Origin of the sequence: Corynebacterium striatum ATCC 6940, assembly GCF_000159135.1 — a bacterium.
In the GTDB taxonomy this organism is placed as follows: Bacteria; Actinomycetota; Actinomycetes; order Mycobacteriales; family Mycobacteriaceae; genus Corynebacterium; species Corynebacterium striatum.
Genome location: NZ_GG667521.1, coordinates 23,068 through 47,568, shown reverse-complemented (window position 1 = coordinate 47,568; position 24,501 = coordinate 23,068). Strand labels below are relative to the sequence as shown.

The 24,501-nt window shown below is 60.3% G+C and carries 21 protein-coding genes; 7 read left to right on the top strand and 14 right to left on the bottom strand.

Features of this window, described 5'->3' with window-relative positions; genetic code table 11:
• Window positions 1-46: 46 nt before the first annotated feature.
• From HMPREF0308_RS14170 to glf, 5 genes are all read right to left on the bottom strand, one after another.
• Complete coding sequence (locus tag HMPREF0308_RS14170) at window positions 47-235, bottom strand: three-helix bundle dimerization domain-containing protein (protein WP_005529465.1); 189 nt, start codon at window positions 233-235, stop codon at window positions 47-49.
• Between the two features lie 147 nt (window positions 236-382).
• Window positions 383-1,282, bottom strand: a complete 900-nt coding sequence (locus tag HMPREF0308_RS05340; protein WP_005529464.1) for an ArsA family ATPase — start codon at window positions 1,280-1,282, stop codon at window positions 383-385.
• Window positions 1,276-1,518 carry a cory-CC-star protein gene (locus HMPREF0308_RS05335; protein ID WP_005529463.1) on the bottom strand — a complete coding sequence of 81 codons (243 nt, stop codon included), beginning with the start codon at window positions 1,516-1,518 and terminating at the stop codon, window positions 1,276-1,278. The genes HMPREF0308_RS05340 and HMPREF0308_RS05335 overlap by 7 nt, the downstream gene beginning before the upstream one ends.
• A gap of 6 nt (window positions 1,519-1,524) precedes the next feature.
• Window positions 1,525-3,249 carry a carbon starvation CstA family protein gene (locus HMPREF0308_RS05330; RefSeq protein ID WP_005529462.1) on the bottom strand — a complete coding sequence of 575 codons (1,725 nt, stop codon included), beginning with the start codon at window positions 3,247-3,249 and terminating at the stop codon, window positions 1,525-1,527.
• A 573-nt stretch (window positions 3,250-3,822) separates the two neighbouring features.
• Complete coding sequence (glf, locus tag HMPREF0308_RS05325) at window positions 3,823-5,019, bottom strand: UDP-galactopyranose mutase (RefSeq protein ID WP_005529460.1); 1,197 nt, start codon at window positions 5,017-5,019, stop codon at window positions 3,823-3,825.
• A 295-nt stretch (window positions 5,020-5,314) separates the two neighbouring features.
• Between glf and HMPREF0308_RS05320 the strand changes: the two genes are divergently transcribed.
• Window positions 5,315-7,411, top strand: a complete 2,097-nt coding sequence (locus HMPREF0308_RS05320; RefSeq protein ID WP_005529459.1) for an N-acetylmuramoyl-L-alanine amidase — start codon at window positions 5,315-5,317, stop codon at window positions 7,409-7,411.
• 79 nt (window positions 7,412-7,490) lie between these two features.
• Here HMPREF0308_RS05320 and HMPREF0308_RS05315 read toward each other — a convergent pair whose 3' ends face one another.
• The 6 genes from HMPREF0308_RS05315 to serS all read right to left on the bottom strand — a co-directional run bounded on the left by HMPREF0308_RS05315 (window position 7,491) and on the right by serS (window position 16,047).
• A complete protein-coding gene (locus HMPREF0308_RS05315) occupies window positions 7,491-8,327 on the bottom strand; it encodes a Cof-type HAD-IIB family hydrolase (RefSeq protein WP_005529458.1) in 837 nt (278 codons plus the stop codon).
• A 113-nt stretch (window positions 8,328-8,440) separates the two neighbouring features.
• Window positions 8,441-9,988: a glycerol kinase GlpK gene (glpK, locus tag HMPREF0308_RS05310; protein ID WP_005529457.1), complete on the bottom strand. Its 1,548-nt coding sequence runs from the start codon at window positions 9,986-9,988 to the stop codon at window positions 8,441-8,443.
• A gap of 45 nt (window positions 9,989-10,033) precedes the next feature.
• Entirely contained in the window at window positions 10,034-10,774 is a 741-nt protein-coding gene (locus tag HMPREF0308_RS05305) for an MIP/aquaporin family protein (protein WP_005529455.1), read from the bottom strand.
• A 27-nt stretch (window positions 10,775-10,801) separates the two neighbouring features.
• On the bottom strand, window positions 10,802-12,514 hold the full coding sequence (locus HMPREF0308_RS05300; protein WP_005529454.1) for a glycerol-3-phosphate dehydrogenase/oxidase: 1,713 nt from the start codon (window positions 12,512-12,514) through the stop codon (window positions 10,802-10,804).
• A gap of 323 nt (window positions 12,515-12,837) precedes the next feature.
• Window positions 12,838-14,661, bottom strand: coding sequence for a lysophospholipid acyltransferase family protein (locus tag HMPREF0308_RS05295; protein ID WP_005529452.1), 1,824 nt, complete (start codon window positions 14,659-14,661; stop codon window positions 12,838-12,840).
• 129 nt (window positions 14,662-14,790) lie between these two features.
• Complete coding sequence (serS, locus tag HMPREF0308_RS05290; RefSeq protein WP_005529450.1) at window positions 14,791-16,047, bottom strand: serine--tRNA ligase; 1,257 nt, start codon at window positions 16,045-16,047, stop codon at window positions 14,791-14,793.
• 65 nt (window positions 16,048-16,112) lie between these two features.
• Between serS and HMPREF0308_RS05285 the strand changes: the two genes are divergently transcribed.
• The 3 genes from HMPREF0308_RS05285 to HMPREF0308_RS05275 all read left to right on the top strand — a co-directional run bounded on the left by HMPREF0308_RS05285 (window position 16,113) and on the right by HMPREF0308_RS05275 (window position 18,402).
• Window positions 16,113-16,847 (top strand): GntR family transcriptional regulator, encoded by a 735-nt coding sequence (locus tag HMPREF0308_RS05285; RefSeq protein ID WP_005529448.1) that lies wholly within the window; start codon window positions 16,113-16,115, stop codon window positions 16,845-16,847.
• An 87-nt stretch (window positions 16,848-16,934) separates the two neighbouring features.
• Window positions 16,935-18,014, top strand: coding sequence for a septum formation family protein (locus HMPREF0308_RS05280; protein WP_005529446.1), 1,080 nt, complete (start codon window positions 16,935-16,937; stop codon window positions 18,012-18,014).
• Window positions 18,015-18,054: 40 nt separating this feature from the next.
• Complete coding sequence (locus tag HMPREF0308_RS05275; protein ID WP_005529444.1) at window positions 18,055-18,402, top strand: metallopeptidase family protein; 348 nt, start codon at window positions 18,055-18,057, stop codon at window positions 18,400-18,402.
• Between the two features lie 22 nt (window positions 18,403-18,424).
• On the opposite strand, the gene HMPREF0308_RS05270 is transcribed toward HMPREF0308_RS05275, so the two are convergent.
• Together HMPREF0308_RS05270 and pheA are read right to left on the bottom strand one after the other, a co-directional pair.
• Window positions 18,425-19,105: a histidine phosphatase family protein gene (locus tag HMPREF0308_RS05270; protein WP_005529442.1), complete on the bottom strand. Its 681-nt coding sequence runs from the start codon at window positions 19,103-19,105 to the stop codon at window positions 18,425-18,427.
• A 10-nt stretch (window positions 19,106-19,115) separates the two neighbouring features.
• Window positions 19,116-20,045: a prephenate dehydratase gene (gene pheA, locus HMPREF0308_RS05265; RefSeq protein WP_005529440.1), complete on the bottom strand. Its 930-nt coding sequence runs from the start codon at window positions 20,043-20,045 to the stop codon at window positions 19,116-19,118.
• 33 nt (window positions 20,046-20,078) lie between these two features.
• Between pheA and HMPREF0308_RS05260 the strand changes: the two genes are divergently transcribed.
• The 3 genes from HMPREF0308_RS05260 to HMPREF0308_RS05250 all read left to right on the top strand — a co-directional run bounded on the left by HMPREF0308_RS05260 (window position 20,079) and on the right by HMPREF0308_RS05250 (window position 23,476).
• Window positions 20,079-21,215, top strand: coding sequence for an amidase (locus HMPREF0308_RS05260; RefSeq protein WP_005529438.1), 1,137 nt, complete (start codon window positions 20,079-20,081; stop codon window positions 21,213-21,215).
• On the top strand, window positions 21,212-21,988 hold the full coding sequence (locus HMPREF0308_RS05255) for a CPBP family intramembrane glutamic endopeptidase (protein ID WP_005529436.1): 777 nt from the start codon (window positions 21,212-21,214) through the stop codon (window positions 21,986-21,988). Before HMPREF0308_RS05260 ends, HMPREF0308_RS05255 begins: the two co-directional genes overlap by 4 nt.
• 123 nt (window positions 21,989-22,111) lie before the next feature.
• Entirely contained in the window at window positions 22,112-23,476 is a 1,365-nt protein-coding gene (locus tag HMPREF0308_RS05250; protein WP_005529434.1) for an LCP family protein, read from the top strand.
• Between the two features lie 96 nt (window positions 23,477-23,572).
• On the opposite strand, the gene HMPREF0308_RS05245 is transcribed toward HMPREF0308_RS05250, so the two are convergent.
• Window positions 23,573-24,493, bottom strand: a complete 921-nt coding sequence (locus tag HMPREF0308_RS05245; RefSeq protein ID WP_005529433.1) for a DUF5926 family protein — start codon at window positions 24,491-24,493, stop codon at window positions 23,573-23,575.
• Between the last annotated feature and the right edge of the window lie 8 nt (window positions 24,494-24,501).

The window sequence follows — 24,501 nt, the reverse complement described above, 5'->3', positions numbered from 1 at the left end:
CCAGTGACGGATCCTCGCCAGACGCGAAGCGGACGTGCACGCAGTGCTAACCAAAGTATTCGGAGTGCTCGCGCTCGACCATGACCAGGACGAACTCGTCGAGCGTCTCGCCTTTGAGGTGGCCAGCGATAACCTCATCCGGCTTCGAGTCAATCTCTCCTGCAGAGAAGCTATGGCCGTGGGACTCGTGAAGGTCCTTGCGCAGGGTATCCAGGGCATTCTGGATATTCAGCATGATTATTCACCCACTCACTTTCGTGCCTATTGCGAGAGCACAACTCTGCGTTCTCTATTCGTTAACCTAGATTTAACCAGAGCAAGAGCAGTGGGCGCGGTCAAATAGTGGGAACCAACCCAGTAATTCGTGTGATGAAAGTTTGAGCTATCGCTGCAGGTAGGTCGCTACCTCCTCAAGCGCCTCGGGCGAACCAACTTCATAATCAAGCAGCGGAAGCTCAGTGACAGGCACGCCAGGCAGCGCCGCGCATAGCGTCGCAAGCGCTGCTTCCTCCACCGCGCGCCGGCCAGGCAGCGCCGCCGGAGATCGGCGGTTAATGAACAACTCTCCCACCGGTATGCGATGCTCGGCGAGCTCCGTGTAAAGCTCAATGGTCTCCATGACCGGCAGGCGCTCGGCCGTGAGCACGATATTGAAGGTCGAGGACCGCAGCGCGTTACGGAGATGCTCGAAGCGCGTGCGGCGGCGATAAAGGATGGAACGCAACTCCGCGTCACGGCGCTGTGACTTGGTCTCGCCACCGAGCGAGCCGACGACGTCCGCGAACTTATCCGCTTTATCGCGGCGCTTGAGGAGACCATCCGTCCACGCGCTCATGAGCTCGGGCAACGCCATGAGACGCGCGGTATGCCCGGACGGAGCGGTATCAAAGATAATGTGATCGTAGGCACCCTCGTGGCCCTCGATAAGGACGGCCATCTGCTCGAGGAGCGCAGCTTCATGCGTGCCCGGGGAGGCTGCGGCAAGCTCCAGATGCTTATCAACTTCCTTATGGAGGCGCTCCGGCATGTGGGCGCGCATGGTCTCCCCCGCCTGCGCGAGGTGAGCGTGGGTCGCCTTCTCCGGGTCCAGCTCCACGAGGTCGAGGTTCTCGCGCACCGTCACAGGTTGCGGACCGATCTCCTGATGCCACAGGTGGCCCAGATTATGGGCAGGATCGGTGGAGACAACGAGGACGCGTTCCTGCTTCGAGCGGCCCAGCGCGTAGGCATTCGACAACGTGGTTTTCCCCACACCACCCTTGCCACCAAAGAACGTTAGCAACAGCTCAACCCCTCAATCGGCGAGCGATCGATGCCCATGCGTGTATGCCATTCATGCAGGTCTTCGTAGATAACCGGGAGCAACTCAATCGTGTAAAAGCTCGCCGGATTCGGGATGCCCAGCGCCTCGGAGAGGACGATGAGACGAAAGAAGTCGTCCTCGTCCCGGCGCGCCCGGGCGAACTCGCGCCGGTACGGCGCGGCGTAGAACTCTTTGAGCAGACTGGTGAGGCTCATAGAGACTTAGGCCACAGGGACGTCGGCAGACTGACGCACCGGGTTCGGCGCGTCCGTATCCTCGTCACCCCACTCGACGGGCGGGGCCTTGCGTGCCGCAGAGACGGCGCCGATAACCTCGACGATGACCCACACCGCAGCAACAACGATGACGACGTCCATAGCGAAGAGCAGCCAGTTCTGGGCAGCCCACAGCGTGCCTAGCTGCTTGACTGCAGCCCACAGAGACATCGCGGTAACGAAGATGAGCGGGATGGCAACCGGCCACGTGGGGCGGCGCAGGTGCGTGAGAATGACCATGATGACGGCGAGCGAAAGACCCGCCATAAGCTGGTTTGTAGTACCGAAAAGCGGCCAGATCGTCATGCCGCCGGAACCGTCCGCGCCCTGCGAGAAGGTGAGGGCGAAAGCGATGCCCACCGCGATGGACGTTGCGCCGAGGGCGCCGATCTTGAAGCCCATGATCTCGCCGATCTCCTGGACGACGAAGCGCTGGAGGCGCACGCCGGAGTCCATTGTCGTCGCCGCAAAGAGGACGGCCATGGTCGCAAGAATGGTTGCGGACAACGAGGTGGAAATACCCAGGCCCTCGTTAATGAGGTTGCCGCCGCCCTCAACGAAGGCGGACACACCACCGGCGTTCCACTCGGAGTAGATCTGCTCCCAGTCGGCGAGCGTCTTGAAACCGGAGGTCGTGGCGATAATGGTGCCCAGTGCAAGAAGGCCCTCGCCGACGGCACCGAAGTAACCAACAAAGCGAGCGTCGGTCTCCTTATCGAGCTGCTTCGACGACGTGCCGGAGGCAACCATGCCGTGGAAGCCGGAAATTGCGCCGCAGGCGATGGTAACGAAGAGCAGCGGGAAGATACCGGGCGTTTCCGCCGGCAGGTTGTCGCGCAACGCCGGTGCGACGACGTCGGGCGCGGTGAAGAGGAAGGAAGCGTAGAGAATGCCCAGGCCGATGAACAACTGTAGGCCGTTGATGTAGTCGCGCGGCTGAAGCAGCATCCACACCGGCAGCAGCGAGGCGATAAACGCGTAGACGAACAGAACGATGATCCACACGCCGTTCGCCGGGATGCCGAGAACGGTCTCCGGCAGCACGATGGGGAAACGATCACCGATGATCATGAGCGTGTAGAGCGCAACGACGCCCACAACAGAAACGAGCGGCAGCGACCACTTGAGACGGTAGATGGCTTGGCCCACGAGGAGCGCGACGATGATGGCGCCCCACGTCGGGATGACGGAGGTCGGCGTCGAAACCAGCAAATTGGAGATGACCACGCCGAAGGCGGTGTTCACCATGAGCAGGAGGAGGAAGATGACGACCAGGAAGAGGTTGCGGCCACGCGCACCGATGTAGCGCCCGGAGAGCGTACCGATGGACTGGCCGCGGTGGCGCTGGGAAGCCCACAGCGCGCCGATGTCATGCATACCCGCCATGAAGACGGTGCCGATGGTCACCCACAGGAAGGCCGGTAACCAGCCCCAAATAACGGCGACGGCAGGGCCGATGATGGGCGCCGCACCCGCGACCGAAGTGAAGTGGTGGCCCCAAAGCACGTACTTATTCGTCGGCACGTAGTCGACGCCGTCCTCCATGGTGTGGGCAGGCGTCTTATAGCTATCGGAGAGTCTATAGATTCTTGAACCTAAAAATTTTGAGTACAAGAAGTAGCCAACGGCCATCATCGAAAGACCGATGGCCATAAGGATGAGAGAGTTCATACCAATCCTCCGTGTGCTGCGGTTCACATTAATTGGGAGGATTATGACACATCACGAGATGGGGTGCCATCGCGCGTGAGTGATGGGGGTATTTTCTACCCATCACGCGAACCGATTCCGTTGTTTCGGACTGCGCAAAGGCTCGGTGCATACAAGTTCGCCAGCTTCCATCATCTCGTTGAGCACACGATGAATACCGCCCACCGACATGCCCGCCGCCGCGAGCTCACGACTCGATCCCGTCACATGTTCCTGCACATAGTCGATCACAGCGCCCCGAGACTTCCCCCGCTCGCAACAGCCCTCTCCGCCCTCGTCGCGTCGCGGGAAGACAAGTTCAAAAGCCGTCAGAGAGTCACGCGGTTCTGGCGGCGGCAGTAAATGCCGCTGGAGTTGATCGAGGATTTCGATATAGCCGGTTCCACGATGAAGTGCCCCGCCGTGCGTGTGTTTATCCCCGCAGTTCAGAACGACTAACTGCGCTCGAAAACGGCGCATCACTCAACACGTGCACGTGTTGAGTGTTATGAGCAGCGTTAAAGGTTGAAGCTTCGCGACCTCAGCAGAGGAGACTTAGTGGCCGCGCTCCTGTTCGAGCACCTTGCCCTCGTTCCAGAACGGGGCCAGCTTGTTGTCGAACATGCTTAGCGCAGAGGCGATCGCCATGTGCATGTCGAGGTACTGATAGGTGCCCAGGCGGCCGCCGAAGAGAACCTGATTCTCCTTTGCCTCGGCCGCTGCGAGGCGTCGGTAAGCCTCCAGCTTGGTGCGATCCTCTGGAGTGTTGATTGGGTAGTAAGGCTCGTCGCCCGACTCAGCGAAGCGCGAGTACTCCTTCATGATGACGGTCTTATCCTTCGGGTACTTATCCTGCCGCTCCGGGTGGAAGTGGCGGAACTCGTGGATGCGGGTGTAGTCAACGTCAGCATCGTTGTAGTTCATCACCGGGGTGCCCTGGAAGTCGCCGGTCGGCAAGACCTCAAGATCAAAGTCCAGGGTGCGCCAACCTAGCTCGCCCTCAGAGAAGTCGAAGTAGCGATCCAGCGGGCCGGTGTAAACAACCGGCGCATCCGGATTCTCTTCGCGAACTTGTTCGCGAACCTCGAACCAATCGGTGTCCAGCTGGACGTCGATAAGCTCGTGGTCTGCCATGTTCTCCAGCCATGCCGCGTAACCGTCTACTGGCAGGCCCTCGTAGGTGTCATTGAAATAGCGGTTGTTAAAGGTGTAGCGAACCGGCAAGCGGGTGATGTTGCCGGCCGGCAGCTCCTTCGGATCGGTCTGCCACTGCTTGGCGGTGTAGTCGCGGATGAAAGCCTCGTACAGCGGACGGCCGATAAGCGCGATGGCCTTCTCTTCAAGGTTCTGTGCCTCATCGACATCGAACTCGCCTGCCTGATCCTTGATGAGCTGACGCGCCTCATCCGGCGAGTAATACTTGCCGAAGAACTGATTAATAAGGCCCAGACCCATCGGGAACTGGTAAGCGGTGCCATCGTGCATGGCGAACACGCGGTGCTGGTAGTCGGTGAAATCAGTGAACTGATTGACGTAGTTCCACACGCGCTCGTTAGAGGTGTGGAACAGGTGCGCACCGTACTTGTGCACCTCGATGCCGGTCTCTGGCTCGGCCTCGGAGTAGGCGTTTCCGCCTAGGTGGTTACGGCGCTCGACGATGAGCACCTTCTTGCCCAGCTGCGAGGCAGCACGCTCGGCCACGGTCAAGCCGAAGAATCCAGATCCAACAACGATGAGGTCATAAGAAGTCATGCCACCACCTTATTGCAGATCCCGCTCACTACCGCGGAGGACACCCAGATGACACGCATTAGAAGTCTTCCCAAGAATGCACCCTCAACGCGTGTCGCAACAAAATTCACAGCAATAACAGAAGTAACATCTTGCCCAACTGTTAACTTTTGTATGCGGTTTTAGCTGTCGAAACCTCCTGCACTGGTTAACTGCCATTTCCAGCTTTCCCCGCGTAGTGCGCTAAGCGCTCTCGGTGCGTGAGCATCCATCACGTGCAGTCCACACACGCTACGCAAAACCCTAGGGAGAAAACGTGCAATTACGACTACGACGCCGCATTGTTCCCACCAAGTCGAAGTGGTCCACGCCGCTCATCGCCGCAGTCACCTCGATCTCCATGGTCGCGGCCGCTGCCTTCGGCAGCAATCAGGTCCTGCGCACGCAGGAAAACGGCTCCGGCCCAATTGACGTTTCCTCGGCCTCGACCAGCTTTGGCGATGGCGAGACCGTCATTGTCGAAGACGCCGCCATCTCCGCACAGGGCGAGGGCGACGGCCCCCGCGCCGTGAAGCAGTTCCACCGCGACGAGCCTTTCTCTATGTTCGCCGTGACCTGGAAGGGCCCCCGCGACGTGGCAGCATTCGTGCGTGCGAAGCAGGCCGACGGCTCGTGGACGCAGTGGTACGACATGGATTCGTTGAGCTACAACAACGACGACCCCAACGCCGTCAACGGCACCGAGCTGATCTACACCGGAACCACCAACGACGTGCAGGTTTCCATCAGCAATGTGGATCTCGTCTCTGGTTCCAACCTGGATGAGAGCTTCAAGGAGACCGAGGTGGAGCCGGGTGCCGCGGAGTCCCTTCCAACCGAATCTGCTGCACCTTCCGAAGCGGCACCTTCTGAGGCCGCACCTTCCGAGACTTCCGTACTCGACCAGGCAGCCGAACAAGCCGCCGAACAGGCCGCCAACCCTCGTCCGGCTCCGCTGCCATACAACGTTGGTGCCATCGCTCCTGTAGCTGACGTCGAGGAGCTCGGTGCCGAAAGCCCCGAGCAACCGGCAGACCAACCGGCAGAGCAGCCGGCCGACGCTGCTAACACCAGCGTCGAAGGCATGGAAGCTGTCTTCATCGACGGCAACGCACAGGCTGGCGAGGCTATCGAGCAGACCGCCGTTACCGACGGCATGCCAAAGGTTGTCTCCCGCGCGGGCTGGGGTGCTGACGAGTCCAAGCGTTGCATGGGCCCGACCTACGACAACGGCGTCAAGGCCATGACCCTGCACCACACCGCGGGCAACAACAACTACACCAAGGCTGACGCGGCTGCACAGATGCGCGGCATCTACCAGTACCACGCCGTGAACCTCGGCTGGTGCGACATCGGATACAACGTCCTCGTGGACAAGTTCGGCACCATCTATGAGGGCCGCTACGGCGGACTCGACAAGGCTGTCCAGGGCGCACATGTCGGTGGTTTCAACTCGAACACCTGGGGTATCTCCATGATTGGTAACTACGATCAGGCTGAACCAACCCAGGCAATTCTCAACTCCGTGGCTGAGATCGCTGGCTGGAAGGCCGCTATCTCCAACATCGACCCTCGCGGTTACGCGGACCTGCGCTCCGGCGGTTTCAGCGGCTCCAAGTTTGCCGCGGGACAGATAGCTCACGTTCCAGTCTTCCACGGACACCGCGACCTGCACTATCACACTTGTCCAGGCAACCACACCGTTCAGCACTGGAATGAGATCCGTAATGCGACTTACAAGAAGTACCAGGCTGTAAAGAGCGGCTCTTCCGGTAACGGCTCCTGGGTCACCCCTGGCACCGGCAACGCTGGCGGCAATACTGGCGGCAACACCCCGCCGCCGGCAGCCGGCGTCCAGTCTTCCCTTGGCGGCACACAGATTCCGGTCGCCGTCATCCAGGCCGTCGCAGGCATTGCCGCTGCATTGGTTGCCGTCCTGCTCAGGCGTTCAGGCACAAGCATTGATGGCGGTCAGAAAGTCGTCGGCGGTCTCACCGCCGCTGAGGTTCCGACTGTGGTCAACAAGGTCGTCCAGCTCTCCGGCAACCCAGGTCTCCAGAAGTCTTGGACCGCCATCTTGAATGCCTTCGGACCGGTTCTCGGTTTGGCAGTAGGCGGCCCAGATGTCAACGCTGGCGTTGTCTCGCAGCTCTTCGAAAACGGCGTGGTGCTCTCCTCCAAGGAAACCGGCACCCACGCGCTGGTGGGCAAGGTCGCTAAGACTTGGGCTGAGAACGACAACTCCACCAAACTCGGACTGCCGACGACTGATGAGATTTCCACCGGCAACGGTCGCGAGATCCGCGTCAACTTCCAGGGCGGCTACATTCAGTACGACCCTGCGACTGAGAAGATCAACGTCTTCACCAACTAAGGCGCCGCAGACAGCATAGAAAGAGCCGTCCTCCTACCTCACCGGAGTTGAGGAGGAGACGGCTCCTTTTGATATCGGTCTAGAACCACTGCTCCAAGACTTTGGCGACGCCGGATTGGTGGTTGGCCACGGTCACTGCATCTGCGGCCTCTTTGACGTAGGGATGCGCATTATCCATCGCCACGCCGTGACCCACCCAGGAGAGCATCTCAATGTCGTTGGGCATATCCCCGAACGCGATGATGTCCTCACGGGCCACACCGAAACGCTCGGCGAGCCACTCCACCCCTTTGCGCTTGGTTACATTCGGCGCCGCAACTTCGAGGATTCCTTCGTTCATCGAGTAGGTGACATGCGCAACCGTTGGGTCAACCCGTGGGGCGATGAGTGAATACAGCTCAGGAGCAGTGAAGTGAGTGTTGCGGACCAGCAGTTTTACCGCGGGTTGGGAGGCAAGCTCGTCGATGCTTACGAGGCCAAATCCGTCAAAGAGCGCATTCTCTGAATAATGGGGCTCCACCACAAAGAGCTCTTCGACTGGGTCCGCCAACGAGGAACCGGTGCGCTCGGCGCCAAACCCCACTCCCCCATAAGGCGCCAAGACTTCTTGGGCCACGGCGATAACATCACTGATGGCGGCGGGCTGTAGTTCATGTGCGCTGAGGATCGTATCGGCGGCGGAATCATAAATCACGGCGCCATTCGACGTCACGCATACAGGGCGCACGGTGAGCTGTTCAAGAACGGGCGCAATCCAGCGGAAAGGCCGCCCAGTCGAAAGCGCAAAGTAGGCACCCGCACTAACTGCGCGGGCGATTGCTTCACGGTTGCGCCGCGTGACACGGTGATTCCTGTCCAACAGAGTTCCATCAATGTCACTGGCGATAAGGCGCGGTGCCGACTGGGGATGGACCATGCCTCATAGTCTACGTGGCCCCACAGCTTAGGACGTGGCTCCACATCTTAAGATGTGGAGCCACGGAGGTTTTTGTTCTAACTACAGTCAGCAGTTTCAGTACTTAGCTGCGACTACTGGATGGTGTCATCCTCGTCCGAATCCTCCCAGTCGAGGGAGCGCTTGATGGCGCGCTTCCACTCGCTGTAGAGGCCAGCGCGCTCTTCCTCTTCCATCTGCGGCTTCCAGACCTTGAACTCGCCGGCGCCGGTGTCCAGGATCTTCAGGTCCTCGAAGTAACCGGCCTGCAGGCCAGCCGCGAAGGCCGCACCTGTTGCGGTGGTCTCCACGTTCTTCGGACGGTGGACCTCCACGCCGAGGATGTCGGCCTGGAACTGCATCAGCAGCTCGTTGTGGGTCATGCCGCCATCCACGCGCAGCTCGGTAATCTCCACGCCGGAGTCAGCGACCATGGCATCTGCCACGTCACGGGTCTGGTAGGCAGTCGCCTCCAGGACCGCACGTGCAATGTGGTTGCGATTTGCAAAGCGGGTCAGGCCAACGATGACACCGCGTGCGTCCGGACGCCAGTACGGTGCGAACAGACCAGAAAAGGCAGGAACAAAGTAGACGCCGCCGTTGTCTTTCACGGAACGAGCCATGTTCTCAATGGAGGCAGCGTTAGGAATTATCTGCAGGTTGTCACGCAGCCACTGAACCAGAGAGCCACCCATGGAGACGGAACCTTCGAGTGCGTAGACCGGCCTCTCACCTTCACGCTGGAAGCAGACCGTGGTCAGCAGGCCATTCTCGGAGAACTTCGGAGTGGTACCGGTATTGAGCAGGAGGAACAGGCCGGTGCCGTAGGTGTTCTTTGCAGAACCTGGGCGGAAGCAGCCCTGGCCGAACATCGCTGCCTGCTGGTCACCGAGGATGGCGCGAATCGGAACGCCAGCCAGCGAACCGCGGGAACGCACGGTGCGGAAGTCGCTCAGAGACGGGCGAATCTCCGGCAGCATGGAGGTAGGAATTCCCATCTCCTTGCACAGTTCCTCGTCCCACTTGAGAGTCTCGATGTCCATTAAGAGGGTACGGGACGCATTGGTGACGTCGGTTGCGTGCAGAGCTGGCTCATCGCCATCGCCCTCAGCACCGCCGGTGAGGTTCCACAGCAGCCAGGTATCGATGGTGCCGAAGAGCAGGTCGCCAGCCTCGGCGCGCTCGCGAGCACCTTCGACGTTATCGAGGATCCACTTGACCTTTGGGCCTGCCGGGTAGGAGTTGATGACCAAGCCGGTGCGGCGACGCCACTTGTCCGGGCCCTCTTCCCCCGCCAGCTCCTTGCAGATCTGGGTGGTGCGGGTGTCCTGCCACACGATTGCGTTGTAGACCGGTTCCCCAGTGTTCTTGTCCCACACAACGGTGGTCTCGCGCTGGTTGGTGATGCCGAGCGCAACGATTGACTCGACGGCGACGTCGCCGTTGGCCAAAGCCTCGCCGACAGCACGGCGGGTGTTGTCCCAGATTTCCTTCGGGTCGTGTTCAACCCAGCCCTTTTCCGGGAATATCTGCTCGTGCTCGAACTGGCCGACAGCGACCTGCTCGCCGTCGTGGTTGAAAATGATGCAGCGGGTGGACGTAGTGCCCTGGTCGATTGCTGCTACGAACTTGTTTTCGCTCATGGGTTTACTCCTTGCGTATTTCTAAAGATGCGGTGAGATGCGTATTTAAGCCAAAGCCATGGAAAGGAAACCGATGGCTACTGCAGCGAGCATCGGGGCGACGATTGGTACCCAGGCATAGCCCCAGTTGGCGCTTCCCTTGTCCTTGATGGGAAGGACGAATGCGTACATCAAGCGCGGGCCCAGGTCACGGACCGGGTTGATGGCGTAGCCGGTTGGGGTACCCAGGGAAAGGCCGACCGAAACGACGACGAATGCGACTGCGAAATACTTCAGTGCACCAATCTCACCGCCGGAAGGACCAAAGGCAATGAACATCAACAGTACGCAGGTACCGATGAACTCAGTGACCGCATTCCAGAAATTATTCGGGTGAGCAGGGCCAGTGAAGAAGATGCCACCAGTGGAGGCGTTCGCACCGGTTTCATTGCCAGCTTCGTCGAGGTTATTGGCGTCGAAAAGCTGCTTGAAGGCCGCCCAGGCCAGCAAGGCGCCGAGCATTGCGCCCAAAAGCTGGCCTGCGATGTAGGCAGGAACGAGGTTCCACTCAAGTCCGCCATTGATGGCAACCATCAAGGTCACGGCCGGATTGAGGTGGCCGCCGGAAGGGTCCGCCACGCTGGCGCCCACGAAAACTGCCATGCCCCAGCCCAGGGCAATGACAATCCAGTCAGATCCTTTAGCACCGGAGGTGCGCAGGTTGACCAAGGCGCACACACCGTTACCCAGCAGGAGGAGCAGGGCAGTTCCGATGAACTCCCAGAGGAAAGCATCCATTGCGGTCATGCTTTTAGTCTTTCTCTTGAATGGTCCTTATACCTGCGGCTTACCTGCCGCGCGCACGAGGATGTCGTTTGCTTCTTGATCGGTAAGTGCTGCCTCAGCCTGGAGCTCAGCCTCAGTGTGCTCCTTGAATGCAGCGATTTCTGCTTGCTTGGTAGCCTCATCCCAGCCCAGCAAAGGCGCGATGAAGTCGGCCACCGCATCGGCGGAATCGACGCCGCGATCGGCGTACTCAATGGCGATGCGCAGTCGGCGGGAGAGAACGTCTTCGAGGTGCAGTGCGCCCTCATGGGTGACGGCGTAGCGCACCTCGGCCCACAGGTAGTGCTCCGCATTCGGCAGCGGTTTGAGCAGCTCAGGGTCGTCCTCTGCAGGAGCCAGGACCTCGCCCAGCAGGGAACCGTAGCGGCCCAGCAGGTGCTCGATGACGTCCTGGTGCACTCCGTAGCGCTTAGCCAAGGACGGTACCTGGTTAGCCAGCGCATGGTAGCCCTCGGCACCCAGGATTGGGGTGCGTTCGGTGACGGACTCTGGGACGTCGAAGGACAGCTCCTTGACGGCCAGGTCAACGGCGTCCTTACCGATGACGCGGTAGGTGGTGTACTTGCCGCCTGCAACGGAGACGAGGCCCGGAGCAACCTTGGCCACGGCATGGTTGCGGGACAGCTTGGTGGTGGTGTCGGACTTACCGGTCAAAAGCGGGCGCAGGCCCGAGTAGACGCCGACGATATCGGAGCGGGTGATAGTACGGGTAACGCGCTGGTTGACCTGGTCGAGGATGTAGTCGATGTCAGCCTTGGTCGGTGCTGGATCTGGCAAGGACAGACCCTTCTCCCAGTCGGTGTCGGTGGTACCGATGATCCAGTATTCGCCCCATGGGATGACGAAGAGGACGGACTTCTCGGTGACGAAGCACAGGGCTGCGTCAGCGTCGAGGGCATCCTTCGGCACAACGATGTGCACGCCCTTGGAGGCGTGAACAGTGAACTTGCCCTCCACGCCGGCCATTTCCTGAATCTTGTCATTCCAGACACCGGTGGCGTTGATGAAGACGCGGCCCTTGATGGTGGCCTCGCGGCCGGTTGCGAGGTCGCGAACATGCGCACCGATAATGCGGCCGCCACGATCCTTTTCGAAGCCGATAACCTCGGTGCCGGTACGCACGTTGGCGCCGAACTCGGCGGCGGTACGCAGGACGGTCATGGTGTGGCGGGCGTCGTCGACAAGCGTGTCGTAGTAGCGCACTCCGCCCACGACAGCGTCGTCCTTCAGACCCGGCGCAACCTTGAGCACGCCCTTGCGGGTCAGGTGCTTCTGCATAGGAACGCTCTTTGCACCGCCCATGAGGTCATACAAAGTAAAGCCACCGAACATCATGACGCGCTCCCAGACTGGGTGGGTGAGCGGGAAGATGAATTTCAGTGGCTTAACCAGGTGCGGCGCGAGGGTCGACATGTTGAGCTCGCGCTCGTGGAGCGACTCGGCTACGAGGCGGAAGTCGAACATGGCCAGGTAGCGCAGGCCGCCGTGGAACATCTTTGAGGAACGCGAGGAGGTACCTGCTGCGAAGTCGCGGGTCTCCACCACTGCCGTCTTCAGGCCACGGGTTGCAGCGTCAACGGCAGCACCCGCACCCACGGAACCGCCGCCGATGATGACAACGTCGTATTCCTCAGTGGAGTAGTTCTCCCAAGCCTTCTCGTAATACTCCGGATTGAAACTTTGATTGCTTAGCGTGGCCATTACTGACCTCATCTCCTCTCTTGCCCCTGGCGCCACCTTACGTAAGGACGCTACGGTGGCCAATGGAGCGTCATCGTCGCCCAAAGTGGTTCATTCCCCGCCTCGGGCCTTGAAGATCTTTTCTCCTGGGATTCATGTTAAAGGTCACGGCGTGGTCGCGAATGTGAAGCTACTCACCCGTAACTTTCGCGTGGACAACCAGCAATTTCCACGAGTTTTTATAAAGGAAACAAAGCTCTTTCACCCCAATTAAGGGGGAGTAGTGGGCATAGAAGAAGGGGCGTCTGGTCATATCCAGAGCCCCTTGGTTGATGCGGGTGGTACTAACGGCGCGTATTAAGCTTCGCCATTGCTTCGAGCACCTCAGAAATGCCAGCACGATCCGCCGAATACGTCACCGAGGACGCCTCCTTCACCAGCTCAATCGGTGCGGTCTCCAGGGCCACTACCTGCACATGGTCGAGATAGACCTCGTCGCCATCCTCTCCCGCAAAGACAGTAATGTCCTTAGGCTCAGCGGCAACGGTGTCCAAGATACGTTGCGTTGCATTCCAGCGATTAACCTCAGCTGCTACCACGACGAGACCAGCAGGAGTATCAATGAGGCCGATACCTGGCACCTCTCCGAGCTGCTCCGCCACTTCCTTCAGCTCGCGCTTGATATGACCAGAGACAATGTCATCGCCCTCACGCGACCACTCGACGACCATCTCGGGGATGGATTCGATGGCGGTGACGGTGGCGTCGTCAAGCGCATGCACGGCGATCACTTCGGAGCCGTGCTTGACGACGCCTCCCTGATGCTCAATCCTCCATAGTTCTTGTTGAATCGGGTCAAAGGTCGAGTCAGGATGCTGCGCCGCCTGCGGCGACACCAAGATGAGGATCTCCGACTCGGGATAGATTCCAGCGAATGCATCGTGCAGACGCGTGGTGATGGAGTCGCCGTCATAGTTCATCGCAGACTCATCGGCCACAACGATGCGCGGGATCTGCGTGAAGTTAGCCTTCATGCGATGCGGCAGCCGGGAGACAATAAGGCGCGACTGCGTCGCCGCGCCGAGCAAGCCCTGCTCCACGACAGAACCGGCGAAGACTTCCCTGCTGCTTGTCGCAAGATTAGCCTGGGCTTCTGCAACATCGAGCTTGAGTTGAGCCATGATCTCCGAGACTTTGTCGCGCCCTTCCTCAAGCCCGCGGGTAGCCTCCTCGAGGACCGAGTTTAAGTTCTCCTTGACCCAGTCAAGTGTCTCTGGGGCCGTATGCTTAAGCTCTTCGAGTTCGTCCGTCGAAGGCTTGGCGGTGATAGCAAGACGTTCCCTGAGCAGCTCGGAGGTTGCCTCGGTGATGCGGGTCTTGAGCCCCATCAGATCGTCACGGAGGCGGCGCACACGGTAGCGCTCCGACTCCACGGCCTTGTCCTCGCGCTCGGCCTCCTCCAGGGTGGGCGCTCCTCCACCCATGCGGGCAGGAACCCAGAAAGCGCCCTTGGGCATGGGGCCAAACTCGGCCTCGTAGTCCTTCCACAGACCCTCGACACCGGCCTGCATGCGGCGACGGATTTCGGCGGTGTCTGCCTCGACGTCGCCCGTCGGGGTAAATGGCTCCAGCGCCCGGATCAATAGCGGGGTGTTGCTGCGGCCCAGGTTCTTCTTCTGCCCTTTTGTCCAGATGCGCTGCGAGCCAAAGACCACCATGGGAATGACGGGGACGCCCGCTTCATAGGCGATGCGGGCCGCGCCGCTACGCATGCTGCGAATCTCAAAACTGCGGGAAATCGTACCTTCGGCGAAAACGCCGACAAGCTCGCCCGCCTTCGCCAGCTCGATCCCGCAGCGGATGGATTCGCCCCCGTCGATGCGATCGACTGGAACGTGACCCATCATGTTCAACAATGGGCCCACAACTGGGGTTTTGAATATGGCGGCCTTGGCGAGGAAACGCACCAGACGCTTCTTTTGATGCGGAATGAAGCCACCGAATACGAAGTCCATGTAGCCAGTGTGGTTGACCACCAACACCGCGCCGCCTTTGTCCGGGATATTCTCCTCGCCCCAGGTGCGAAACTTAAGCCCCTGCGCAATAGTAACGCCCCGTGCCAGGGTGACAATTCGTTGGTAAAAGAAGTCTTTAATTGCGTTCATCATGGTCCCCTGACGAGTGGCGGATTGGATAGAGCAGTGAAATCAAAGCTCTAAAGGGTCTGGGATACACGGACCCCCGGGCTGCAAGAACCCGGGGGAGAGGCGTACATAATCAATACTTTTTACAGTTCCTTATTTCGGACGCAGAACATCCTTGCCCACGAATGGGCGCAGTGCCTCAGGAACAACAACGGAGCCGTCAGCCTGCTGGTGGTTCTCAAGGATGGCTACAAGCCAACGGGTGGTGGCCAAGGTGCCGTTGAGTGTCGCAGCGTACTGGGTCTTGCCATTCTCATCGCGGTAGCGAGTCTGCAGGCGGCGCGCCTGGAAAGTGGTGCAGTTCGAGGTCGAGGTGAGCTCGCGGTAGCAGCCCTGGGTAGGAACCCATGCCTCGTTGTCGAACTTGCGGGCGGCAGAGGAGCCGAGGTCACCACCAGCGATATCGATGGTGCGGTATGGCAGCTCCATCGCAGCGAGCATGTCCTTTTCCATCTTCAGCAGCATCTGGTGCATCTCTTCTGCTTCTTCTGGCTTACAGAAGACGAACATCTCCAGCTTGTCGAACTGGTGGACGCGAAGAATGCCGCGGGTGTCCTTACCGTGGGAACCAGCCTCACGGCGGAAGCAGGAGGACCAACCGGTGTACTTCAGAGGGCCATCGCTGAGGTCCAGGATCTCATCCTTGTGGTAGCCAGCGAGGGCGACCTCGGAGGTACCAACCAGGTACAAATCATCAGCAGGCAGGTAGTAGATCTCATCGGAATGCTGGCCCAAGAAACCGGTGCCAGCCATGATGTCTGGGCGAACCAGAACTGGCGGGATCATCAGCTGGAAACCTGCTTCACGCGCCTTCTGCGCGGCCAGCATGAGCATGCCCAGCTGCAGGAAGGCACCGTCACCGGTGAGGTAGTAGAAGCGAGCGCCACCAACCTTGGCACCGCGCTTGACGTCGATGAGTCCAAGGGACTCGCCGAGCTCGAGGTGATCCTTCGGCTCAAAGTCGAATTCTGGGATGGCGCCAACCTCTTCAAGGACGATGAAGTCATCCTCGCCGCCCGCTGGTGCCCCCTCGACCACGTTCGAGATCTGGAACTGGAGATCGTTGACCTTTGCCTCAGCCTCAGCTAGCTCAGCCTCGGCCTTCTTGACCTTTTCCTTCAGCTCATTGGAGCCCTCCAGAAGAGCAGGACGCTCTTCTGGGGAAGCTTGTCCAATTTTCTTGCCAAACGCCTTCTGCTCGGAACGCAGCTCGTCTGCCGCCAAGATAGCGGAACGGCGAGCTTCGTCGGCAGCCAGGAGCTGATCGACAAGAGCTGGGTCCTCCCCACGGGTGACCTGGGAGGCACGGACAACGTCTGGGTTTTCGCGGAGGAACTTAAGATCAATCACGTTGAAAAGCTTACCGCACTACATGAGCCTTGCAGTGGTAATAACCAGCGAATTATTATGTGAATATGACCGCACAAATCATCACCGACGGACCAGTCCCCAAGCATGCCCAGCTTCGTGACATCCTCACTGAGCTGTGCAACACAACGCTCAAGCCAGGGGACATTCTCCCTGGTGAACGCATTTTGGAGGAGACGTATGGCGTTTCCCGCATCACGGTTCGCCGCGCCATCGGTGATCTTGTGGCCGCTGGTCGCCTACGGCGAGTACGCGGAAAAGGCACTTTCGTGGCCCCTAATCCCCTCGTTTCACGCCTTCACTTGGCCTCTTTTTCCGACGAAATGGGCGCACAGCACGTCCACGCTTCGAGCAAAATCTTGTTAGGCGGGCGGGCATCAGCCCCAGATGAGGTATCCGAGTTCTTCGGCACCGATTCCACTTTGACCCACACTCACCTTCGACGCCTGCGACTGGGCGACGGGGAACCCTATTCCATCGACGACGGTTGGTACAACTCTTCTTTTGTCCCCAACCTTCTAGAAAATGATATTTACAACTCTGTCTACGCCATTTTGGACTCTAATTTCGATCTGCCGATTACCGAGGCAGACCAGACAGTAACTGCTATTGCGGCTGACCCGGAGATCGCCGAGCTTCTCGACGTCGAACCTGGAACCCCCTTGCTGCACATCATCCGCAAGTCCCGCTCAGGCGACCGTCCCGTCGAGTGGTGTTCCTCCGTTTATCGCACCGACCGCTACCATCTCACCACCCGCGTGAGCCGCGCCCTCGAGAACTAGCGACCTTCTTCCACGCAGGCCGCATGGGCAAGCGGCCTCCCAGGATTTCCGAGCTATGCAGCACTAGCGGGTACTATAGGAGGCCTTATGAGTAAAACTTCCCCTTGGCGCTCATCCTTTGCCGTCCGCCTTTTCCTAGTGGCCGCCCTCGCCGCGGCCGCTTTCTTGGGCGCATATGGATTTTGGAGCCCCTCCACCGGCACCACCGCGGGCGAAACCTCAACGGATGAGACCGGGCCGACCTCCGAAATGGAAGTTGCCTCCTTTACCTCTGCCGAGTCTGGAACCTGCCTGACATGGGACATCGACGCCAAGGGCGAGATCTCTAACTTCCAGTCCATCTCCTGCGCTGAACCGCACCGCTTTGAGGTCGCCGCTCGCGAGGATCTCAGCACCTACCCCACCAGCGAGTTTGGTCCTGACGCCAAACGCCCCGACGTCACCCGCCAGAACGCGCTACGCGATGAGCTCTGCGCGTCCAGCACTTTGGGTTACTTACACGGCAAATGGGATCCGGCAGGCAAGTATGACATCGCCTCGGTCTTGCCGCCGTCTAACGCCTGGGACAAGGGCGACCGCACCCTACTGTGCGGCCTACAAACCACTGATGAAACTGGTGTACCGCAGCTGAGCACCGGCAACGTGGAGGCAGTGGACCAAGCTGTCGTGGCCAAGGCCGGCGAGTGCCGCAGCATCGATGACAAGCAGATCATGCGCACCGTTGACTGCGCTCAACCGCACCAGCTTGAGACCGTATCCGTTGTTAACTTGGGCGAGCGCTTCCCTGACGGTTACCCAGCCGGCGAGGAGCTCGACACCTACCTCAACGAGACCTGCACCGCTGCCGCTGAGAAGTACTTGGGCGGGGAAGAAAACCTCTACCAATCCACGCTGCAGCCATTCTGGGGCTCTGTCAGCGAGGCCTCCTGGAACGGTGGCTCCCGCTCAGTGAACTGCTCGCTGATGCACCCTAATAATGGTTCCTTCTCCATTATCACGGGCTCGGCCACGGGTGGCCGCGCTGCGCTGACCATCGATGGTGCCCCACCTGCACAGCAGCCTGAGCGCAACCCGATCCGCAACAACGCTTCGGCTGCGCCATCCGCTGCACCATCTGCGGCCCCTGGCGCGGCAGCACCAACCCCTGCGGTAGCACCAGCCCAGTAGGTTCACGCCTCGGTCTGCCTCGGTCTACATCGGAAAGCTTATGTACCTAGTCAGTGAAGAACGCTTCGACGAGATGGTCACGGATGCCCTGGACAAGATCCCAGATGAATTCGTGCACCGCATGCGAAACCTGGCCATCCTCGTGGAGGATTACAACGAAGACAACCCCCACCTGTTGGGCTTATACGTAGGGGTCGCGCTCCCTGAACGCACTTTCGACCACACGGGTTTTCTGCCCGATACCATCTTTATCTATCGCGGCGCCCTGCAGCACTGGTGCAACAGCGAAGAAGAGCTCGCGCATGAAGTCGAAGTAACCGTCTTCCACGAGTTGGGACATTACTTCGGCCTTGAAGAGCACGAGCTCCACCACTTGGGCTGGGGTTAGTCAGCCTCCTCCCATCGCCTGTTTAGTACATGGTCGGTGCGACACCGCTGGCTTCATCAATATCGGTGTCGGCCCAGCGCTTGAGCGTCCACTGGCCAAAGGGCCTGCCGCCTGGCTCCATGAGGGTAAATCTGCCGTTGGGCATGTATCCGGTGTACGCGAAGTCGGCGTCGATGCCGGTGGCATGGCGGCTTACCACGCGGATGGCCGCGCCATGGCTGACAATCACGGCGTCGTCATCGTCACCGAGTTCCGCCGCGATCTCCTCAACCACCGGCTGGTAGCGGGCCAGGACGTCGGAATAGGTCTCGCCACCCTCCATGCGGGCGGTGGCGTCGCCGTCAATCCAGCCGCGCAACGCCACCATGTAAGAACGGTGCGCTTCTTCGCTGCCGTCCATCTCAAAGTCGCCTGCAAAGATCTCGTGCAGCCCAGCCTTGACCTCAACCGGGACGCGGAACTGGTCGGTAGCCTCCGCAAATGAGGCAGCTGCCAGCATCGCAGTCTGCTGCGCACGGAGTGCCACGGAGCAGTAGAAGCGCACGTTGCGGCCTGCGGTCAGCTCCGCGAGCTCGCGGCCTACCTCAGTGGCTTGGTCACGGCCGCGCTCAGTAAGCTCGGCTCCTGGAGGGCGGGTATCGATGAGACGCTCTACGTTGGAGAACGTCTGGCCATGGCGCACAAGAAAGATTCTTCCGGACATGGCAACTACATTATTTGCCCTGACGCGCCTGCGCTACCCATTCATCCGCGGCCGCCAAGCGATTGAGATCACGCGGCTGTTCACCAATTTCCGCAACAGACGGCCACGAGCCCACAAACATGAGTTCCTCTGCGCGTAGCCACACCGCGCGCAGCGCCTCTGCTACCGGCTGGTCCTCAATGTGCCCAATGAGGTCCACATGGAAGCGGTAGGTACCGAAGGTCTTGCGGGTGGGGCGCGACTCGATGCGGGAAAGATCCACGCCACGGTGAGCGAATTCCTCCAACGCACCGACCAACGAACCAGGTTCATTAGGCAGCGTAAAAATCACCGAGGTCTTGTCGTGCCCCGTGCGCGCAGTCGGCTTGCCAGCAGGCCCAACCAGCACAAACCGGGTGGTAGCGTCTGCGACGTCTGCGACGCCGTCGGCAAGCGTGTCCAAGCCAAAGAGCTCAGCCGCACGCGCGGGCGCGGCCGCTGCGTCAATCTCCCCCTGCGCCACCGCCTGGGCAGCGGCACCGTTGGAGCTAGCCGGCACGAACTTCACGCCTGGCAGGTTCTCCTTCAGCCAACCACGCACCTGCTGATAAGCCACGGGGTGGGTGGCGAATGTCGCGACGTCGCCAAGCTGCATTCCTGGACGCACCATGATGCTAAACGCCACTGGGAGGTCCACCTCGCGGTAGACCTGCACGCGCTCGCCTTCCACGAGGGCGTCGAAAGTCGCAGTCACAGCGCCATCGACGGAGTTCTCAATCGCCACACAAGCGAAGTCAGCAACACCTGCGCGCACCGCGGCCAGGGCTTCCGAAGGCGAGCTCACCGGCAAGGGTTCCACCTGTTCAAAGTGCACGCTCAGCTGCTGCAAAGCGGCTTCGGTGAAGGTCCCCGCAGGGCCCAAGAAGGCAATCTTCGTGCTGGCTTTTGTGGTGGTGCTCATAGGAGAAACCTTAGCCCACTAGACTGTGCTGCCATGGAGTTCACCCTGGAAAAGCTGCGCGAGTCTGTGTCTTCTCTTTCCGCAGAAGAGCATGGTTTCACCCACCTCGACTTGGACCGCCGCCCGCAGACGCAGGGAAGGCTGAGCGGTTGGATTCTCTCGGCCAAGGATTTGAACGACGTCATGGGAATGCCCACCACGCTGGGGCATAAGGCGCGCACGTATTTTCCCGACGTCACGGACCCGTTCATCGCGGACTTGGAGGCGCAGGGCGCGCTTTTCATCGGCAAGTCGGCAGCCCCCGAGTTGGGTTTGCGCGTGGACACGGAGCCGGTAGGCCTGCCGCATCCAGACAATCCGTTGTATCCGGGACACACGCCAGGTGGTTCTTCTGGTGGCGCAGCAGTGCAGGTAGCGCGCGGTCTGCTCCGGGCCGCGCACGCTTCCGACGGCGGCGGATCCATCCGCGTTCCTGCAGCCGCGTGCGGTGTGGTGGGATTCAAGCCCGCGGGCGAGGATCTCACGGTGCAGGGCTTCATCACGCGCACGCTTGCCGACGCCGCTTTTCTCCACGGCCTCACTCCCCGCACGCCGCGGGCCCGCATTGGCGTGCTGACGCAGCCGCTCTTTGCTGACGTGGAAATTGCTCCACACATGCTCCACGCAGTTAAAGAGGCAACGACCGCGCTTGAAGCGCAAGGCTTTGAGACGGTGGCTATCTCTCCATATCCGCAAGCAGCTGAGACCTTCGTGACCTTCCAGCGCCTGTTCATGTGGCGCTTGGCCACCCTTCCTGATGCTGCCGGCTACACCGATTGGGTCAGGCAACGGGGCAAATTGATCAGTAAGGAAGAGCACACGGCCGCGCGCCTACATGCGGCAGCACTGCCTGAGCTTCTGGCGCAGTACTGGGAGGTAGACGCGATTTTAAGCCCGATGCTGGCCTACGATCCTCCCCGGCGCGGCACCTTCGTGTCGCTGGATCATCAGGAGAACTTCGACGAGCAGACGCGCTGGTCGCCGTGGGGTTCGTTGTTTAATGTGGCCAAGCTTCCGGCGGTATCGATTCCCTGGCCGGTACGCGATCACCCACCGGTCGGCGTCCAGTTGGGAAGCATCACGCTTGACGACGCCGAGCTTCTCGGCCTAGCGAAGGCTCTCCACCGATGACTAAGGATATGAACACAGCAAAGACGCTTAAGACGCTAAAAGCGCTCCGGAGCGAAATCCTGATAGTCCTCGTCATCACCTTTGGCATTTCCGGTGTTCGTTCTGCACTACGCTTGACCGATGCTCTGCTCAATCCGGCTCCGCTCAACGAGCAGTCGGTGACGATTAACGCGAGCCAATCCACTCTGCCGCTCATCGATATCGGGCTCCAGTTGTGCTCTGCTGCAGTGCTCTTTGCCTGGGGTGCGTTGGCTTTGTACTTGTTGCACGTGCACATGCCGCCGCGCAATATGCTCGGCGGAAGCGGTGCTCAGCCGACCACTCGGGTTCGTGCCTGGGGCAGGGATTGGCTGCAAGGCGCTGGTCTAGCAGCGCTAATTGGACTCCCGGGTTTGGCGTTGTACTACACCGCGCTGCATTTTGGCTGGACCAAGGAGGTAGTGCCCACCTCCTTCGACAATGCCTGGGTGGAGATGCCCGTGCTGCTTGTGAAGTCTGCGGCCAATGCCTTTGCGGAAGAGGTCGTGGTGGTCTACTGGTTCACGACGCGCCTGCGTCAATCGGGATGGGGCCTGCCAGCAACTCTCGCAGCTTCCTCGATCCTGCGCGGTTCTTATCACCTCTACCAGGGCGTATCCGCTGGATTCGGCAACATTGTGATGGGCTTGGTCTACGGCTACTTCTTCCATAAGACCGGAAAAGTTTGGCCGCTTGTCATTGCGCATTTCCTCATCGACGCGGTGGCGTTCGTGGGATACGCTTTCCTCTTCTAAGACCCACATCACTACCCCGAGGTCTGTGAACCATTCCGCGGCGCCACCCGTCTCCTGGTTTATGAGGAGGAGGGCGGTGTGTGCCTTGTGGGGCGGATGTGAATTCGTTGTAAGGTTGAGCGCATGACTGAATCTGGACGAGACCCGCATCGCGAGGCGCGCCGCGCAGGCGATAGCCCTGTCCCCGCCCCTGGAGCAGATTCGAATTCCAGCTCGCCCGCCGACTATGTCCTCGGCGCCGACGGCAAACCCATCAGGGACCGCTACGGCCGCCCGGTGCGGCGTCGCCAAGCGCAGCAGCGCCCACCTCGTGCAGGTTCCTCCAGCGCATCTGCCGTCGCTTCTTCCCCCTCCGCGTCGCGTGCTACGCCGCGGGCTAACTCGCTCCCAGCACAGCGCGCAGAGGAAACTCGCTTCGACGTCGGCGCCTACATGGAGCGCAACCAGCGCCCTGCTCAGAACACCGGATATCGGAGCACCCCGGCCGCTCCCGCCCCACGCCGCGCCACTCCCGAGGTGCCGCGCAGCTATCGTGCGCCCGAACCGGCGCCGAAGCAACGCCCACACCGACGCCGTAAAAAGGCCAACCCCATCAAGCAATCCCTGGGATGCTTTGGCTGGGCCGTAGCTATCCTACTCGTTTTCACCCTCGTGTTTACCCTGTGGACGGACTCGCGCCTGACCCGCATCGAGGCCAAGCCGGCCGAGCAGGTGGCCAAAACCGCCGGAACAAACTGGCTCCTGGTGGGCTCCGATTCCCGTCAAGGCCTCACCGAAGAAGAACAAGCAGAGCTCGGAACCGGTGGTGACGTGGGCGTGGGCCGTACTGACACCATCATGCTGCTGCACATCCCTTCCTCCGGCAAGGCGAAGCTCATCTCGATCCCGCGCGATAGCTACGTTGAGGTCCCTGGCTTTGGCATGGACAAGATCAATGCCGCCTTTACCTACGGCGGACCCCAGCTACTCACCGAAACCGTGGAGCAATCCACTGGCCTGCGCATCAACCACTATGCGGAAATCGGTATGGGCGGACTTGCCAACGTGGTCGACTCCGTCGGCGGCGTGGACATCTGCGTCAAGGAGCCCATCGACGACCCACTAGCGGGCATCAACCTGCAGGCTGGATGCCAGGAGCTACGCGGACGTGATGCGCTGGGTTACGTGCGTACTCGTGCCACAGCAATGGGCGACCTGGACCGCGTGCAGCGTCAGCGCGAATTCTTCGCGGCGCTGCTCGACAAGATCACCTCACCGGGCACGCTCATTAACCCGTTCCGCACAATATCCCTGGTCAACCACACCGCAACCTCCTTCGTCGTGGGTGAAAAGGATCACGTGTGGCACCTCGCTCGCGTGGCCCTAGCCATGGCCAGCGGCGTGGAAACTGAGACCGTGCCAATTGGCGGATTCCAAGACACCACCGTGGGCAACGTGGTGTTGTGGGATGACGAGGCAACGCAGCAGCTGTGGGACTCGATGAAGTAAGCTGCGCAACAAAATAAAAGGGGAGAGAAGCCATCTTGGTTTCTCTCCCCTTTGCCGTGTAGCACTAAGGCTCAGGCTAAGTATCTAGAGCTGCCTCTAGCGCAGGGTCACCTGGCGGGACTTGATGTTCTCCAGCTGCTTGCGCTCGTCAGCGGTGAGGTTAGCGTCATTCTTGAGCTCCTCGGCCAGCGCCTTGTCCACGCGGGCAAGTTCAACTTCGTAAGAGTCGTGGGCCACCTCAGGCTTGAGGTCGAAGACCGGCGCGATGAGGCCGTGGGTACGGAAGACACCAGCGAACTTGGTACCCTCGCCCAGGTTCAACTCGCCGCGTGCAGCGACGCGGGCCAGGGCGTTGAGGAAAGCGTTCTCATCATCGTTAGGGCGGACCCAACGGATGTGTGCCTTGCCGCCGCCAGCGTTAGCCCAGAATGCGATGCCCTCAATGTCATTGCCCACCTGGTGGGACTCAATGACGGAATCGTTGGCCATCTGCATGGACTGCGCCACCTGCGGGGTGATCTGCGCGCCCTCCGGCATCCACCAAGCGAAGTCCTGGTAGACGTTGATATCCAGCTCAGCGGATTCCTCAAGCAACTCGCTCAAGGCCGGCTCGGTGCCGTCCGCAGCGGTGGACTCCAGAGTAGAGCCAGGCTTGTTGTTCTTTACCCAGTTAAGCGCATAAGCGAGGTCGCGCCCAGGGTTGTGGGTATGGGACTGGACCTGCAGGCCCACGAATGCCTCGCCACCAAACTCCTCATCACGGATGAGGGCCGCGGATGCACCTGGGAGCACGGTCGAGACGTAAACGTCCTTGTCGAAGCCCTTCAGGGAAAGCTTTGCCGTTGCGGAAGGAACGAATTCCTGCATTGCAACGAGGGACGCCTCAGCGGCTAAACCGCCGAAGGGGCGGGGATCCTTTTCGAGGGCAGCGCGCTCAGCGGCGCGAGCAGCGAGCTTTGCCTGACGGCGGGACATGCCCTCAGGCAGCTGTTCGTTGTTCTTTTTCTTCTTGGCCATGCCCACCA